Genomic DNA, 16162 nt, shown 5'->3' with positions numbered 1-16162 from the left:
GGCGCACCGGTGGACGGCGGTGCGCACCCGGACTGCTACAGAGCGCGGAGCGACTACGTACTGCAACGATGTGATCTCGCACCGTACGGAGACTGGGCTTCCCCCTCTTCCCACTGGTACCACCCATAACTACTCTGGGGATACACGTGTGCCGGTGGAGTCACCGGAGGGGAAGCCGGTGCCTAGCACACGGGTAAGGGTCGGGTGAGGTCATGAGTGCTGGCGAACGCCCCCTGCAGGAGGTCGTCTTCCTGACCGTGGCGGAAGTCGCCGCGGTGATGCGGGTGTCGAAGATGACGGTCTACCGCCTCGTGCACAGCGGAGAGCTTCCGGCCATCCGGGTCGGCCGCTCCTTCCGGGTGCCCGAACAGGCGGTCCACGAGTACTTGAAGGAGTCCTACGTGCGCCTTGAGAGCGCGTAGGCACGACACCGACGGACGCCGATTACGGTGCTGGGCGTGCGGACGGTAGGCTAGGCCGTCCGTCAGTCGTATGGACTCCGTCTCTCACGGGCGAGAGTCTGAGTGAGCGAGGGTTGTTCCGTGGGCTCTGTCATCAAGAAGCGTCGCAAGCGTATGGCCAAGAAGAAGCACCGCAAGCTTCTGAAGAGGACTCGCGTTCAGCGTCGCAACAAGAAGTAACACCACACGGCTGCGCGCTTTCCTCGCCTCGGCGAGGGTCAGCCGACCTCCGGGACGCCCCGCGCACCAGGTGTGCCCACCGCCCGCCCAGACGAATTTCCGTCCGGGCGGGTGGTGGCGTTTTCGGCGCGGAAACAGCCGCACGGTACGGTGCAGTCAGGGGTTGGAGCCCCGCGTGCGACGGCGAGGAGGACACGAGGCTGTGGGCAGGGTCGTGCTCGTCACCGGCGTGGCACGCCATCTCGGTGCCCGCTTCGCGGCGGAGGTCAGCCGCGATCCCGACGTGGACCTGGTGGTGGGCGTGGACGTCCGCCCGCCGCAGCGCGAGCTGCCGGACGACTGCCGGTTCGTCCAGGTCGACCTGCGCCGCCCGTCCGTCGCGCGGGTGATGGCGGAACACGACGTCGACACGGTGGTCCACCTCACCGTCAGCGCCACCGGCCCGGGCGGCCGCGCCGTGGTCAAGGAGACCAACGTCATCGGCACGATGCAGCTGCTCGGCGCCTGCCAGAAGGCCCCGGGCCTGCAGCGCCTGGTGGTGAAGTCCACCACCGGCGTGTACGGCTCCGCACCCCGCGACCCCGCCGTCTTCGGCGAGCGGATGCAGCCCAAGGACCTGCCGCGCGGCGGCTTCGCCAAGGACGCCGCCGAAGTCGAGGGATACGTACGCGGGTTCGCCCGCCGCCGCCCCGACGTCGCGGTCACCGTGCTGCGCTTCGCCAACATCGTCGGCCCGGCCGGGGACACCCCGCTCACCGAGTACTTCGCACTGCCCGTCCTGCCGACCGCGCTCGGGCACGACCCCCGGCTGCAGTTCATCCACGAGGACGACGCGGTCGAGGTACTGCGGCTGGCCGCGGGCCCGGCCCGGCCCGGGACCACCAACACCGGCACCTTCAACGTGGCCGGCGAGGGCGTGCTGCTGCTCTCCCAGTGCGCCCGCCGCCTCGGCCGGCCGACCGTGCCGCTGCTGCTGCCCGCCCTCGGCCTGGTCGCGGGCATCGTCCGGCAGACCCGGCTCGCCGACATCTCGCCCGAACAGATCCGGCTACTCACCCACGGCCGGGTGGTGGACACCACGCAGCTGCGCGAAACCTTCGGGTACGTACCGAAGTTCACCACTCCGGAGGCCTTCGCCGACTTCGCCGCCGCGCAGTCGCCCGGACTCCTGCCGCCCGAACGGCTCGCCGCCGTCACCGACCGGCTGGCCGGGCTGCTCGGCACCGACCACCCCGACGCCCCGAGGAGCTGAGGCCACCATGACCGCCGCGAGAGAGTACGCCGGCACCGAGGCCAAGGTCATCCCGATCGAGTCCGCGCCCAGCTGGCACGGCGACCGCAGCAGCGCGGCGACGGAGCGGTTCGCGGACCGCGTCGCCGAGGCCGTCGGCGGCGCCCTCGCCGGAAAGCTCGGCACCGCCGCCACCCGGGTCCTCGGCAAGGGCTGGGAGCAGCGCGCCGCGGGCGGCCTCGCCTTCCTGCGCCGGCGGGTCACCGGCGACTACGAGGTGGACGAGTTCGGCTTCGACCGCGAACTCACCGAGGAGGTCTTCCTCTCGGCGCTGCGCCCGCTCGCCGAGAAGTACTTCCGGGTCGAGGTGCGGGGCATCGAGAACATCCCGAGCGAGGGCGGCGCACTGATCGTCGCCAACCACTCGGGCACCGTCCCGCTGGACGCCCTGATGACCCAGGTCGCCATCCACGACCACCACCCCAGGCAGCGGCACCTGCGGATGCTCGCCGCCGACCTGGTCTTCGTGCTTCCGGTGGTGAACGAACTCGCCCGGAAGGCCGGGCACACCCTCGCCTGCAACGAGGACGCCCAGGCGCTGCTGGAGCGCGGCGAGGTGGTCGGCGTCTGGCCCGAGGGCTTCAAGGGGATCGGCAAGCCGTTCGCGGACCGGTACAAGCTGCAGCGGTTCGGGCGCGGCGGGTTCGTAGCCTCGGCGCTGCGGGCGCAGGTGCCGATCGTGCCGTGCTCGATCGTCGGGGCCGAGGAGACCTACCCGATGATCGGCAACGCCAAGACGCTCGCCCGGCTGCTCGGGCTGCCGTATCTGCCGATCACGCCGACCTTCCCCTGGCTCGGGCCGCTGGGGGCGGTGCCGCTGCCCACCAAGTGGACCATCCAGTTCGGCGAACCGATCCCGACCGACAGCCACCCGCCGGAGGCGGCGGACGACCCGATGCTGGTCTTCAACCTGACCGACCAGGTCCGCGAGACCATCCAGCACACCCTGTACAAGCTCCTGGTCCAGCGGCGTTCGGTCTTCTTCTGACCCCTGGCCGGGGAAGGGCCGACGCCGAGGGCTCGGGCGGCCCGGCGGTTCTGAAACGGCGGCGGGTGGCCGTGAGTGCGCCAACTCACGGCCACCCGCCGAGGGTTCCGGCCTCAGCCCAGCTTCAGGCCCGGCAGGAGGTTGGGCAGGAGCGGAGGGATGTCGAGGCCCTGACCGTCGGAACCGCCGTCCGTCGTCGACTGCGACGGCGTGGGCGTACCGGCCGGCCTGGTGGGCTGACCGGCGGCCGGGGCGGTGGGCGAGGACCCGTGTCCGGTGAGGCCGCTGGTCAGGTTGTCGACCAGACCGCCGACCGTGCCGGGAGCCGGGCTCGGCTTCGACGCGGCCGCCCCCGTGCCCGAACCGCTCGGCCGGCCGGCCGGACCCTGTCCGACGCCGCCCTGAGCCGGGTCGGCGGGCGAACCGCCGGGGGAGTGCAGCCCCGTGCCACTGGTGGTGGCGCCGGTGCCGGTGGAGTGGCTGACGGCCGGCTGCTCCAGGTGGAGCGGGGCGACGTCCTCGCTCATCTCGTCGAAGAGCGAATCCACCTTGCTCGCCTGGGTGGTGAGCTGCTGCGGGAGCCGGCTCTGCAGGGCGGCCCAACGCTCGTCCTCGTCGTCCGCGAAGGAGGCCAGCGTGCGCATCGGGGTCAGCGAACCGTTGCTGCGGTACACCGCGCGCAGCAACTCCCTTCCGCGGATGGCCTCGGCGTGCATGTCGTCCAGCGCCCGGCGGAGCTGTTCGACCGTGCCGGTGCTCAGCCCGGACGTCGGACCCGCCCGACCGAGCAGACCCTGCGCCTCCGCCAAGCGGGTCGACGCCTGGTCCAGCAGCAGCGAGCCGCGCTCGGTGTCCGAGTCGGCCCAGTCCAGCCGGATGCCCTCCAGGCCGCGCTTCATCCCGTACAGCGCGTCTCCCGGAAGGGCGTTGGAACTCGCGGCGGCGGCGCCGGCGAGGCTGCCGACCGCAACTCCCGCGACCAGTCCGCCGATCACCAGCCGCCGTCCCCAGCGGCTGCCCCGCAGCGCCCTGACCGCCCGGTGTCGCCGCTGCTGCGGCACCCGGGCCGCGAGTCCGTCCTGCGCCGCGCCGCCGGCCCACTCCCGCTCGAACGCGGCCATCAGCTGGGCGCGTTGGAGCGATCTGGCCTCACCGCTCAGCTCGGGCGCGGGCAGCGAGCCGAGCGCCCCCGCCAGGTCGAGCAGCTCTGCCATCGCGGTGGAACCGCGTTCGGGGCTGCTGTCCGGCGCACCGCTGCTCAGCGGGCCACCGGCTGCGCCGCTGCTGGGTCTGGCCTCCGCTCGGTGGGCCTCCAGCGCCTCGGCGAAGGCCCTCGCCCGTCGGTGCTCCAGCACGTTTGCCGTCACGGGCCACACCTCCCTTCGTCGTTGTCGACACCCCGGCCTGCCGGACGGTTGCCACGGCGAGCCAATAACACTCCATCGGGTGACGAGGCCTGAACTTGCTTGACCGTGGGCCCGGTGGGGGTTTGCACGCTGGCCAACGAGCAGTGCCGGGGGTCGGTTACGCGCGGCTGATCATGTGACGACCCATTCACCCGGACGTGTCCGGGGTGCCACGCGATTGCTGACGGTCCGCCCGGGGCGGCGGACGGGCTCACCGTGCGTCGGGGGGAAGCAGCCTGGCGAGGGTGCGTACCGCGCGGTACTGGAGGGTCTTGATCGCGCCCTCGTTCTTGCCCATGATGCGGGCCGTCTCCGCGACCGAGAGCCCCTGCAGGAAGCGGAGCGTGACGCACTCCTGCTGCTGCGGGTTGAGCCGCCGGACGGCGTCCAGCAGCGCGGCGTTGGAGAGCGACTCCAGCACCGAGTCCTCGGGGCTGCGCTCGCACTCGTTGGAGTCGAGCATCTCGCCCGTGGTGACCTCCAGCCGAAACCGGCTGGACTTGAAGTGGTCGGCCACCAGGTTGCGGGCGATGGTCACCAGCCAGGCGCCGAAGTCCCGGCCCTGCCAGGTGAAGGTGCCGATCCGGCGCAGCGCTCGCAGGAAGGTCTCGCTGGTGAGGTCCTCGGCGGTGGCCCGGCTGCCGACCCGGTAGTAGATGTACCGGTAGACGGTGTCCGCGTAGTGGTCGTACAGCCGGCCGAACGCCTCGCTCTCGCCGTTCTGGGCCCGTTCGACCAGGTCCATGATCGGGTTGTGCTCGGTCTCGACGCCGGTGCTGGGCGCGGTCCTTGCGCGGCTGCGGCCGGTGCCGCCGAGGGCAGTGCGGCTGCGGGTACCGGGCCCGCTGGTGGCGGCGGAGCGGAGCAGTGTGCCGGGTCGACGGGCGGCGGCCCCGGCGACGACCGGGGCGGGGTGGGGCGCCAACGCGGCGCCGGCGAGCGCCGGCCCAGGCAGGTGGAGCTCGAACTCGCGGATCGCGCCCCAGAGTCGGTCGAGCTGCCTGCTGGGCCAGCCGTGCGTACTGGAGCCGGAACCGGGGCGCAGGTTGGCGGACGACGGGCGGGAGGTGGCAGGCGCGTCGTTCCGGACGGGTGGGTACACGGGACTCCCAGAGGCAGAACTGTGGACGGATCACCTCCGCCTGCGCGGAGCGCACATCTCCCTGGGCAGCCGTCACACGGGACGCATGGGTGGTGTGCATCCAGGAGAGAATAACGCTTTGTGCAATGACAGCTACACCCTGTGGCCGAAGTGGTCGTTTGGGATCCGCTTCTCGCGCATATTCAGCTGGAACTGACCGAACGTCCCGCCGGTCGCCCGGCTCAATGTGACCAGCCGTGCACACGAAGTGACCAATTCATGGACGGGGGGCGGGGTTTCCCGGCTCCAGGCCGCGGCAACCCCAGACTTTCCCGAGATGCCGAACGATCGGATCCGGTCACGGTCGAACCGGTTCGGAGGCTGCGCACAGTGACCGCGGTTAACCCGGGAGCGTGATCGGCTCGCCGCGCCAACTCGCAGGATGACGCCTGCGGGTGACACCCCGGCGGTGGTGTGCGCACCGGCGAGATGACGCAGCGTCAGCCGTGCGTGCGGGAGATGGCGTCCGGCGCGGGCTCGCGGCGGGGCGGCGGGCAGCACCGGCCGCGGGCGCGGGAGGCGGTGCGCGGCAGGGCTGCGGGGTGTGTCGGCCGCGGGGCCGGGAGGTGCGGGGCGGCGGGGTCAGGCGTGCTGCCTGCGGCGGGCCGCGACGGCGCCCGCCGCCGCTCCCGCCAGTACGCCCAGTACGACCGCGGCCGGCAGGCCGACCCTCGCGGCCTTGCGCCCCGTCCTGAAGTCCCGGACCCGCCAGCCGTTCGCGCGGGCGTGCCGCAGCAGCGCGGCGTCCGGGTTCACCACGTACGGATGGCCGACCAGGGTCAGCATCGGGATGTCGTTGGCCGAGTCGCTGAACGCCGCGCAGCGGGACAGGTCGAGCCCCTCGCGACGGGCCAGCGCGCCGACCGCCGCGGCCTTGGCCGGGCCGTGCAGCAGTCCGCCCACCAGGCGGCCGGTGTAGACGCCGTCCACCGTCTCGGCGACGGTGCCCAGTGCGCCGGTCATCCCGAGCCGACGGGCGATGATCCGGGCCACCTCCTGCGGAGCGGCGGTGACCAGCCAGACCTGCTGGCCGGCATCCTGGTGCAGTCGCACCAGCGCCCGGGTGCCCGGCCAGATCTTCTCCGCGATGACCGGTTCGAAGATCTCCTCGCAGATCTGCTCCAGGTCGGCGGTGCGCATCCCGGAGACCAGGGCGAGGGCGGTGTCCTGGGCGTCCGAGATGTGACCGGGGTCCTCGGCGCCGTACAGCCGGAACCACGCCTGCTGCCAGGCGAAGCGGGCCACGTCGCGGTGGGTGAAGAACCTGCGCCGGTACAGGCCCAGGCCCAGGTAGAAGATCGCCGCGCCGCGCAGGATGGTGTTGTCACAGTCGAAGAAGGCGGCGGCCTGCAGGTCGCCCGGGGTCGGGGTGTGGTCCTCGACGGGGGCCTTCGGGGGCTTGGCGCGCTTCGGTTCGGCGGGTTTGGTGGCCCGCTCGAGGTCGGCGGCGGCAGCGTCGGCGGCGGCCTCGCCCGCCAGGGCGGTCCGCTCGGTGGGGGTACGCCCTGCCTGGTGGAGCCTTCGTAGCGCGGCCATGGCACCGAGCATAGTCAGCCGGGCCGTCTCTTCCCGTGACGGTGGTGTGCAGGGCGGGTTAACGCCGCTCGTCCGCCCCATTGCCCGGCCGGTGCGACGGGGGAGCACAATGGGCCGGGTGAGCCCACTGCTGCGACGTGCCCCCAAGAATCCGGCCGACCGTACCGTCACCCTGATCGGCAAGCCGGGCTGCCATCTGTGTGACGACGCCCGCGAGACGATCCTGCGGGTGGCCGGCGAGTTGGGGGCGTCCTTCGAGGAGCAGGACATCACCCAGGACGCCGAGCTCCACCGCAAGTACGCCGAGCAGATCCCGGTCACCCTGATCGACGGCCGCCAGCACGACTTCTGGCGCGTGGACGAACGCCGCCTGCGCACCGCGCTCGGCGCCTGAGTCCGAGTCGTCGCCGCCTTCCCCGGCTGCGGTCCGTCCGGTCGGCCCGGGCGCGGGCCGGCGGCGTCCGGAGGGTGAACCCGTCCGTACCGGCCCGCCGCGACGCCGCGTCCGGGTGTTCTCGCGCGGGCCCGCTGCGGGAGCCGGCCGCGAGGTCGCGTCCGGGGCGGAAACGGGTGCCGCCGCGCCGCCGTTCGGAGCAGTCGCCGCCGGTGCCCGGGGAAGTCCGGTCCGGGCCTTGATCGCCGGGCGCGCCGTGGCCGGAGCCGGTCCGCACCGGGTCGGGCGGCGAGTGGTGCAGGCCGCCGCGCACGACGTGATGCGCATCACTGTGCGGGGACAAATCGGACACCATCTTTGTGCACACGTTCACAAACGCATAGCCTGGCTGCCAAAGCCCAGCTTCACCTACAGGAGCACCGTGGCAATCGGCCGATCCAACCAGAGCAGTTCGCAGACGCCCGACCAGGGCGCCGCGCGACGACCCTCGCGCGCCCGGGGCATCCCGGAGGCGACGGTCGCCCGACTCCCGCTGTACCTGCGTGCGCTGACCGCCCTCTCCGAGCGTTCGGTTCCTACCGTCTCATCCGAGGAGCTCGCCGCCGCGGCCGGGGTCAACTCCGCGAAGCTGCGCAAGGACTTCTCCTACCTCGGCTCCTACGGCACCCGCGGGGTCGGCTACGACGTGGAGTACCTCGTCTACCAGATCTCCCGGGAGCTGGGCCTCACCCAGGACTGGCCGGTCGTCATCGTCGGCATCGGAAACCTGGGGCACGCGCTGGCCAACTACGGCGGCTTCGCCTCCCGTGGCTTCAGGGTGGCGGCCCTGCTGGACGCCGACCCCGCCGTGGTGGGAAGCACCGCCGCCGGACTGCCGGTGCGGCACATGGACGAACTCGAATCCATCGTGGAGAGCCAGCAGGTCTCCATCGGTGTGATCACCACCCCGCCGGGCGCCGCGCAGCAGGTCTGCGACCGGCTGGTCGAGGCGGGCGTCACCAGCATCCTGAACTTCGCGCCGACCGTGCTGACCGTTCCGGACGGTGTGGACGTGCGCAAGGTGGACCTCTCCATAGAGCTGCAGATCCTGGCCTTCCACGAGCAGCGCAAGGCCGGCGACGAACCCTCGCCTGGCGACTCGATGCTGGACCGGGCCCCCGGTCCGGTGCGTGCAGCCGCCGCCAAGCTCCGCCGCGCCGCCGGCGGTTCCGGCAAGGCCGAGCGCGCGGACCGGTCCGAGGCGGCGAACGGCGGCAAGTCCGCGCCCAAGGGCGCCGACGGCGATCTCTCCGCGGTGATGCCGGCATGAGCGGCATCGACACCCGCGGCAGCGGCACCAGCAGCTGTGGCATCCGGACGCGCAAGGGGCGGGCATGAGTCTTCTCGTCGTTGGGCTGAGCCATCGGACGGCGCCGGTGCAGGTGCTGGAGCGCGCCGCGCTCACCGGTGACGTCCCCACCCGTCTGCTGCACGACGCCGCCGCGTCGGCGATGGTCGGTGAGGCCGCCCTGGTCAACACCTGCAACCGGATCGAGCTCTACGCGGACGTGGACAAGTTCCACGCGGGCGTGGCCGAACTCTCCCAGCTGCTCGCCCAGCACAGCGGGGTGGACCTGGAGGAGCTGACCGCCCACCTGTACGTCCACTACGAGGACCGCGCCGTCCACCACCTCTTCTCGGTGGCCTGCGGCCTGGACTCGATGGTGGTCGGCGAGGGCCAGATCCTCGGCCAGCTGCGCGACGCGCTGGCCAAGGCGCAGGAGGAGCACACCGCCGGACGCGGGCTCAACGAGCTGTTCCAGCAGGCCCTGCGAGTCGGCAAGCGCGCCCACAGCGAGACCGGGATCGACCGGGCCGGGCAGTCGCTGGTCACCTTCGGCCTGGAGCAGGTCGCCGCGGTGATCGGGGAGATCGCGGGCAAGCGGGCGCTGGTGGTCGGCGCGGGCTCGATGAGCTCGCTGGCCGCCGCCACCCTGGTCCGCGCCGGCGTCGCCGACCTCCTGATCGCCAACCGCACGCCCGAGCGCGCCGAGCGGCTGGCCGCCAACCTGGGCGCCCGTACGGTGGACTTCGCCAAGGTGCCCGAGGCGCTGGCCGACGTCGATCTGGTGATCTCCTGCACCGGCGCCGCCGGGGTGGTCATCCCGGCCGCCGTGGTCGAGGCCGCCGTCGCCGCCCGCGAAAGCGCCGGAGCTGGCGAGCGAGCCGAAGGGCGCGCCGGAGCGGGGGGCACCTCCCAACCGCCAAGGCTGGGGGAGAGCGTCGACGCCGGGTACGAGCGCCCGGAAGCGAGCCGAGCCCTGAAGAGGAGAGCCCCGCTCGCCTTCCTCGACCTGGCCATGCCGCGCGACGTGGACCACGCGGTGCACGAGCTGCCCGGCGCCCTGCTGGTCGACCTGGAGAGCCTCTCCCACGCCCACGCCGCCACTCCCGGCGCCGGGGACGTGGACGCCGTCACCGGTATCGTCTCCGACGAGGTGACCGCGTTCGGCGCCGCCCAGCGCGCCGCCCGGATCGCCCCGACCGTGGTCGCCCTGCGGGCCATGGCCTCCGACGTGGTGAGCAGCGAACTCGCCCGCCTGGAGGCCAGGCTGCCCGACCTGGACGACCGGTCCCGGGCGGAGATCACCCAGACCGTCCGCCGTGTGGTCGACAAGCTGCTGCACGCGCCGACCGTCCGGGTCAAGCAACTCGCCGCCGAGCCCGGCGGAGCCGGCTACGCCGACGCCCTGCGCGAACTGTTCGACCTGGACCCGGCGGCGGTGCACGCTGTCTCCGGCACCCCGATCGGGACGCAGGCCGGTGCCAGCGTTCCCGCCGGAGGCATCCCCGCGGCACAGGCCGGTGCCGCTCCGACCACCGGAGCGGCTCGATGAACCCCCACCATCCCATCAGCACGACCGGGACGATCACCTCATGAATGGTCAACTGAGCACCACTCAGGACGAGTCGGCACAACCCCTGCGCCTCGGCACCCGCCGCAGCGCGCTCGCCATGGCCCAGTCCGGCATGGTGGCCCGCGAGGTGACCCGGGTCACCGGGCGCCCTGTGGAGCTGGTCGAGATCACCACCTACGGCGACGTGTCGCGCGAGTCGCTGGCCCAGATCGGCGGCACCGGCGTCTTCGTCTCCGCCCTGCGCGACGCGCTCCTGGAAGGCCGGATCGACCTCGCCGTGCACTCGCTCAAGGACCTGCCCACCGCAGCCCCCGAGGGCCTGCTGCTGGCGGCCGTCCCCGAGCGCGAGGACGTCCGCGACGCACTGGTCGCCCGCGACGGCCTCGCCTTGTCCGAGCTGGTCGAGAAGCTCGCCGGCACCGGGCGCCCGGCCCGGATCGGCACCGGCTCCCCGCGCCGGATGGCCCAGCTGAACGCCTGGGCCGCGGCCCGCGGCGCCGCCCTGGAGACCGTCGCCATCCGCGGCAACGTGGACACCCGGATCGGCTACGTCGAGAAGGGCGAGCTGGACGCCGTGGTCCTGGCCACCGCCGGCCTCAACCGCCTCGGCCGCGCCGACGAGATCACCGAGCACCTCGACCCCGAGCTGATGCTCCCGGCCCCCGGGCAGGGCGCCCTCGCCGTCGAGTGCGTGGACGCCGGCCTCGCCGCCGAGCTGCGCGCCCTGGACCACGCCCCCACCCGGGCCGCCGTGGTCGCCGAGCGCGCACTGCTGGCCACCCTGGAGGCCGGCTGCTCCGCCCCGGTCGCGGCACTCGCGACCTGGGACGGCCAGGAACTGACGCTGGAAGGCGTGGTCGGCACCGTCGACGGCGCCACCCTGCTGAGAATGACCGCCAACGGTCCGCTCGTCCTCGACGAGACCGCCGAGCAGCAGACGACGGCCCTCGGTCGCGCCCTCGCCGCCCGGCTGCTCGACGCGGGAGCGGCCAACCTGATGGGGGAGCGAGCCTGATGAGCCCCGCCACTAGTCCGTCCGCCGCTGCCGTCCCGGCCGCCCCGACCGGGCGCTGCACCTTCCTGGGGGCGGGCCCCGGCGACCCCGGGCTGCTCACCCTGCGCGCGGTCGACGAGCTGTCCTCCGCCGACATCCTGATCGCCGACCCGCTCACCGCGGCCGCCGTGCGCACCCACTGCCCGCAGGGCGTCCAGGTGCACAACCCGGCCGAGGAGAGCGACCTCGACGTGGCCAAGTTGGTCGCCGAGGCCGTGCGGGCGGGCAAGCACGTGGTCCGTACCGTCGACGGCGACCCCGGCCTGGACGGCTGCGCCGCCGAGGAGATGCTGCGCTGCGCCAAGTCGGAGGTCCCGTTCGAGGTGATCCCGGGCGTCGCCCAGTCGGTCGGCGTCCCGGCGTACGCGGGTGTCCCGCTGCGCGGCCGCCAGGGGGCGGACGTCCGCTTCGTGGACGGCCCGTCCCTGCTGGCCGGCGGCCCGGTGGACCTCGGCGCCCCCGAGACCACGCTGGTGGTCCGCACCACCCTGGGCCAGCTTCCCGCCACCGCCAGCGCCCTGGTGGCAGGCGGCCGCAAGCCCGACGCGGCGCTCTCCGCGACGCTGTCCGGCACCACCACCCGCCAGCGCACCTTCACCTCCACCCTGGCCACCATCGCGGCCGAGCTGAAGGCGGCCCGGGTGCTGCCGTCCCCGGTGTCGGCCCCGGTCGACCCGGCGACCTCGGTCATAGCCGTGGTGGGCGAGCAGGTCGCGCACCGCTCCTCGCACTCCTGGTTCGAGACCAAGCCGCTGTTCGGCTGGAACGTCCTGGTCCCGCGCACCAAGGAGCAGGCGCACGGCCTCTCCGAGCAGCTGCGCTCGTACGGCGCGGTGCCGCAGGAGGTGCCCACCATCGCGGTGGAGCCGCCGCGCACCCCGCAGCAGATGGAGCGTGCGATCAAGGGCCTGGTGACGGGCCGCTACGAGTGGATCGCCTTCACCTCGGTCAACGCAGTCAAGGCGGTCCGGGAGAAGTTCGAGGAGTACGGCCTGGACGCCCGCGCCTTCGCCGGGATCAAGGTCGCCGCGGTCGGCGAGACCACCGCCCAGGCGCTGGTGGACTTCGGGGTGAAGCCCGACCTGGTGCCGTCCGGCGAGCAGTCCGCCGCCGGCCTGCTGGAGGACTGGCCGCCCTACGACCCGGTCTTCGACCCGATCGACCGGGTGCTGCTGCCGCGGGCCGACATCGCCACCGAGACCCTGGTGGCCGGCCTGGTCGAACTCGGCTGGGAGGTGGACGACGTGACGGCGTACCGGACCGTGCGCGCCTCGCCGCCGCCGGCCGAGACCCGCGAGGCGATCAAGGGCGGCGGGTTCGACGCGGTGCTCTTCACCTCGTCCTCGACCGTGCGCAACCTGGTCGGTATCGCGGGCAAGCCGCACAATGTGACGATCATCGCCTGTATCGGTCCGGCCACCGCCAAGACCGCCGAGGAGCACGGCCTGCGGGTCGACGTGATGGCGCCCGCGCCGTCCGCCTCCGCGCTGGCCCAGGCCCTGGCCGACTTCGGCGCCGCCCGCCGGGACACCGCCCTCGCGGCCGGTGAACCGGTGTACCGTCCCAGCGAGCGCCGTCCCGGCTCGCGCCGCAAGGCCGCCCGCTAGGACTGCCGGGCGGCCCAACCCCCGCCCGGGAGGTCGTCGTCGCCCTCCCGGGCTTCCGCACCCGTTCGGAGATGTCCCGTGTCCGCTGAATTCCCGTACGTACGCCCGCGCCGGCTGCGTTCGACCCCGGCGATGCGCCGACTGGTCGCCGAGACCCGTCTGCACCCGGCCGAGCTGATCCTGCCCGCCTTCGTCCGCGAGGGCATCGCCGAGCCGAGGCCGATCACCTCGATGCCCGGCGTGGTCCAGCACACCAGGGACACCCTGCGGAAGGCCGCCGTCGAGGCGGCGGAGGCGGGCCTCGGCGGCATCATGCTGTTCGGTGTGCCCGAGGTGCAGGACGCCGTCGGCAGCGAGGGCACCAAGGCGGACGGCATCCTGCAGCAGGCGATCCGGGACGTGGTCTCGGAGGTCGGCGACGCCCTGGTGGTGATGTCCGACCTGTGCCTGGACGAGTACACCGACCACGGCCATTGCGGAGTGCTCGCCGAGGACGGCAGCGTCGACAACGACGCCACCCTGGAACGCTACCGGGAGATGGCCCTGGTCCAGGCCGAGGCGGGGGTCCACCTGGTCGGCCCGTCCGGCATGATGGACGGCCAGATCGGCGTGATCCGCCGGGCGCTGGACGAGGCGGGCCACCAGGACGTCGGCATCCTCGCCTACACCGCCAAGTACGCCTCCGGCTTCTACGGCCCGTTCCGCGAGGCGGTCGGCTCCTCGCTCCGGGGCGACCGCAAGACCTACCAGCAGGACCCGGCCAATGCCCGCGAGGCGCTGCGCGAGCTGGAGCTGGACCTCGCCGAGGGCGCCGACATGGTGATGGTCAAGCCCGCCATGGCCTACCTCGACATCCTGCGGCAGGTCGCCGACGCCTCCCCGGTGCCGGTCTCCGCGTACCAGGTGTCCGGCGAGTACGCGATGGTCGAGGCCGCCGCCGCCAACGGCTGGGTGGACCGCGAGCGCCTGATCATGGAGACGCTGACCTCGATCCGCCGTGCGGGCGCCGAGTCGATCCTCACCTACTGGGCCGTCGAGGCCGCCCGGATGCTCAAGTAGCCGGCGCCCGCTCGGGCAGCCGGACGGCGCGAGGCCGGGCCGCGGAACACTCCGTGGCCCGGCCTCGCGCCGTTCCGTCCTGGGCCCAGCCGACGTGGATGATGGACCCTCGGCGCCCTGCGGACGGTGCCGACGGACTGTGAGACGTGGGCTCTACCTGGTGGTGCGGACGCCGGACCGACGCTCTGTCACACCCGGACGCACCGCAGTCGAACGGGTGGGTGTGTCGCGCCGTGCTCGCAAGAGGCCGCCGGGCCCGGGAGGAGACGCTCCCCCCGGACCCGGCGGTCAGGTGCTGCCGGGTGATCAGCCGATCAGGTGGCTGACGCCGCCGTCACCGCTGCCCTGGGTGGTCTGGCCGATGTCGCAGGTCTGCTGCGGGTTGGTGTTGAGGACACCGGCCTTGACCGGGATCGCGATGCCGACGAGCGCGCCGACGCCGATGTTGTCGATCTCGGGGAGGCAGAGGTTCGGGTTGTCGAGGGTGTGGAAGTTCGGGCTGTGGTTGCCGGTGGTGCCGGTGGCGTTGGTGCCGCCGTTGCCCTGGACCGAGGCGGAGGAGCCGTCCGAGTCGGTGATGGCCATGGCCGGGGAGGCGGCCATCGCGAGGCCGGCAGCGGCGGCGCCGAGGGTGGCGAGAGCCTTCTTGATCATCTCTGTTCCTTCGCGGATCTGATGGTGTGGGTGAAGCCGTTGAGCTGCCGAGGCGGCGGAGCAGGCGGCCCAGCCGCCTCGGGTGGTGCGCGTGCGGTGCGGGGGCGGGGTGATCAGCCGATCAGGTGGCCGACGCCGCCGTCGCCGCTGCCCTGGGTGCCCTGGCCGACGACACAGGTCTGCTTCGGGTTGGTGTTGAGGGCGTCCACCTTGACCGGGACGGCCACGCCGAGCACCGCGACCGCGACGTTGTCGATCTCGGGCAGGCAGACGTTCGGGTTGTCCATGAAGTGGAAGTTCGGGCTGTGGTTGCCCACGGTGCCGGTGGCGTTGGTGCCGCCGTTGCCCTGCATCGAGGCGGAGTGGCCGTCCGAGTCGCCGATCGCGACGGCGGGGGTGGACGCCGCAGCCACGGCGGCGGCAGCCAGGCCGATGGTCGCGAAAGTCTTCTTGAGCATGGGGGTGCCTCTCTGAAATTCTTGGAGATTCGCCGTCTTGTTCGTCTGGCCAACCCGTCGTTGTCTTCAACGACCTCGGCTGGCTTTCGGTTGTTAGCCCGTCAGGGCGGATTCCCGGATCCTGCCGCCGTCGTGGCTGCGACGTTCAGATCAAAGAACGGCGGGCGGAAAAGTTACGGAGATTCTTCGAGGACTATTCAGGGGGTCATGCGGCTCTGCCGGCCGGTCGGATTATTAGGCCATGCTGGTTAACTCGGGCATTACCCGGGCCGGGGTGGTTCGTTTAGGCAGATTACAGCGAGACTCCCCAGAGAACGGTGAATTAGCATGAAGCTCTCGAAGCGGGCCGGTGCACTGCTGCTGGCGGCCGGTGCCGGTGTCCTGACGGCGCAGGGCGCGGCTGCCGCCGAAACGATGACGCCGAATCAGGTGTCAGCCCTGGAGGGCCAGCTGTCCACCCAGGAGGTGCCCTTCGAGATCCCGCTCGGCGCGGCCACCGACCGCCTCCCGCTGCTGCCCGAGGGCGGGAAGGTCAGCGGCGGCATCCCGAGCTCGCTGGTGATGCCGCCGGTGCCCGAGGAGCGGCCGCAGGGCCACGTGCTCCCGGAGGAAGTCGTTCCCTCGCTCACCGTCGGCCGGGTCGGCCCCGCCCTCAACGCCGACCTGCCGCTGCCCACCGCCGACAAGTCCGCCAAGCTCGGGGACCTGGCGGCGGACGTCCCGGCGATCCCGATCAAGACCGCCGGTCCGGCGCTGGGGCTCGACCAGCCGGTCACCTATGGCGAGGGCACCAGCGACGAGCTGACCAGCGGACAGATGGAGTTCGGCGAGATCAAGCCGCAGCTGATCACCAAGCCGGTGCAGGCCATCCCGGGCGCCAAGGCTTCCCTCGGTGGGCAGGACGACCGGCTCTCGGTCACCGATGCGGCGCGGAACCTGACCGTGACCGGCACCGCCACGGTCGCCGAGGCGCTGAACCAGGCCGACTTCTGACGGCCGCCCGGAGCGGCGCGGAGCCCGGCACTTCCCGCGAGGT

The 16162-nt window shown here is 72.6% G+C and carries 16 protein-coding genes; 11 read left to right on the top strand and 5 right to left on the bottom strand.

The window, feature by feature from the left end:
• The first annotated feature begins 212 nt into the window (after window positions 1–212).
• The 4 genes from ACWDAK_RS01755 to ACWDAK_RS01740 all read left to right on the top strand — a co-directional run bounded on the left by ACWDAK_RS01755 (window position 213) and on the right by ACWDAK_RS01740 (window position 2920).
• On the top strand, window positions 213–422 hold the full coding sequence (locus tag ACWDAK_RS01755) for a helix-turn-helix domain-containing protein (protein ID WP_344634926.1): 210 nt from the start codon (window positions 213–215) through the stop codon (window positions 420–422).
• 102 nt (window positions 423–524) lie between these two features.
• Window positions 525–641: a 30S ribosomal protein bS22 gene (locus tag ACWDAK_RS01750; RefSeq protein WP_425311139.1), complete on the top strand. Its 117-nt coding sequence runs from the start codon at window positions 525–527 to the stop codon at window positions 639–641.
• 202 nt (window positions 642–843) lie between these two features.
• The gene (locus ACWDAK_RS01745; protein ID WP_344634925.1) at window positions 844–1893 is read left to right on the top strand and encodes an NAD-dependent epimerase/dehydratase family protein; all 1050 of its coding nucleotides are present in this window, start codon (window positions 844–846) and stop codon (window positions 1891–1893) included.
• A gap of 7 nt (window positions 1894–1900) precedes the next feature.
• On the top strand, window positions 1901–2920 hold the full coding sequence (locus ACWDAK_RS01740) for a lysophospholipid acyltransferase family protein (RefSeq protein ID WP_427394652.1): 1020 nt from the start codon (window positions 1901–1903) through the stop codon (window positions 2918–2920).
• 113 nt (window positions 2921–3033) lie between these two features.
• Here the strand turns inward: ACWDAK_RS01740 and ACWDAK_RS01735 are convergent, their stop codons facing one another.
• From ACWDAK_RS01735 to ACWDAK_RS01725, 3 genes are all read right to left on the bottom strand, one after another.
• Entirely contained in the window at window positions 3034–4287 is a 1254-nt protein-coding gene (locus ACWDAK_RS01735) for a DUF5667 domain-containing protein (RefSeq protein ID WP_344634923.1), read from the bottom strand.
• Window positions 4288–4537: 250 nt separating this feature from the next.
• Entirely contained in the window at window positions 4538–5302 is a 765-nt protein-coding gene (locus ACWDAK_RS01730; RefSeq protein WP_344635098.1) for an ECF subfamily RNA polymerase sigma factor, BldN family, read from the bottom strand.
• Between the two features lie 747 nt (window positions 5303–6049).
• Window positions 6050–7003, bottom strand: a complete 954-nt coding sequence (locus ACWDAK_RS01725) for an HAD family hydrolase (protein WP_344634922.1) — start codon at window positions 7001–7003, stop codon at window positions 6050–6052.
• Between the two features lie 109 nt (window positions 7004–7112).
• Between ACWDAK_RS01725 and ACWDAK_RS01720 the strand changes: the two genes are divergently transcribed.
• The 6 genes from ACWDAK_RS01720 to hemB all read left to right on the top strand — a co-directional run bounded on the left by ACWDAK_RS01720 (window position 7113) and on the right by hemB (window position 14014).
• Complete coding sequence (locus ACWDAK_RS01720) at window positions 7113–7397, top strand: glutaredoxin family protein (RefSeq protein ID WP_344634921.1); 285 nt, start codon at window positions 7113–7115, stop codon at window positions 7395–7397.
• 421 nt (window positions 7398–7818) lie between these two features.
• Window positions 7819–8706: a redox-sensing transcriptional repressor Rex gene (locus ACWDAK_RS01715; RefSeq protein WP_344634920.1), complete on the top strand. Its 888-nt coding sequence runs from the start codon at window positions 7819–7821 to the stop codon at window positions 8704–8706.
• Between the two features lie 64 nt (window positions 8707–8770).
• Window positions 8771–10273 (top strand): glutamyl-tRNA reductase, encoded by a 1503-nt coding sequence (locus tag ACWDAK_RS01710; protein ID WP_344634919.1) that lies wholly within the window; start codon window positions 8771–8773, stop codon window positions 10271–10273.
• Between the two features lie 40 nt (window positions 10274–10313).
• On the top strand, window positions 10314–11309 hold the full coding sequence (gene hemC, locus ACWDAK_RS01705; RefSeq protein WP_344634918.1) for a hydroxymethylbilane synthase: 996 nt from the start codon (window positions 10314–10316) through the stop codon (window positions 11307–11309).
• A complete protein-coding gene (locus tag ACWDAK_RS01700) occupies window positions 11309–12955 on the top strand; it encodes a bifunctional uroporphyrinogen-III C-methyltransferase/uroporphyrinogen-III synthase (RefSeq protein WP_427394653.1) in 1647 nt (548 codons plus the stop codon). The genes hemC and ACWDAK_RS01700 overlap by 1 nt, the downstream gene beginning before the upstream one ends.
• A gap of 78 nt (window positions 12956–13033) precedes the next feature.
• Window positions 13034–14014, top strand: coding sequence for a porphobilinogen synthase (gene hemB / locus ACWDAK_RS01695; RefSeq protein ID WP_344634916.1), 981 nt, complete (start codon window positions 13034–13036; stop codon window positions 14012–14014).
• 306 nt (window positions 14015–14320) lie between these two features.
• On the opposite strand, the gene ACWDAK_RS01690 is transcribed toward hemB, so the two are convergent.
• Window positions 14321–14668, bottom strand: a complete 348-nt coding sequence (locus ACWDAK_RS01690; RefSeq protein ID WP_344634915.1) for a rodlet layer protein — start codon at window positions 14666–14668, stop codon at window positions 14321–14323.
• 113 nt (window positions 14669–14781) lie between these two features.
• Window positions 14782–15126: a rodlet layer protein gene (locus ACWDAK_RS01685; protein WP_344634914.1), complete on the bottom strand. Its 345-nt coding sequence runs from the start codon at window positions 15124–15126 to the stop codon at window positions 14782–14784.
• A gap of 327 nt (window positions 15127–15453) precedes the next feature.
• Between ACWDAK_RS01685 and ACWDAK_RS01680 the strand changes: the two genes are divergently transcribed.
• Window positions 15454–16119: a hypothetical protein gene (locus ACWDAK_RS01680; RefSeq protein ID WP_427394654.1), complete on the top strand. Its 666-nt coding sequence runs from the start codon at window positions 15454–15456 to the stop codon at window positions 16117–16119.
• Window positions 16120–16162: the final 43 nt, after the last annotated feature.

This window comes from Kitasatospora sp. NPDC001175 (assembly GCF_053598215.1).
Note: the sequence above shows the minus strand (reverse complement) of the source record. Positions and strands in the feature narration are given on the sequence as shown.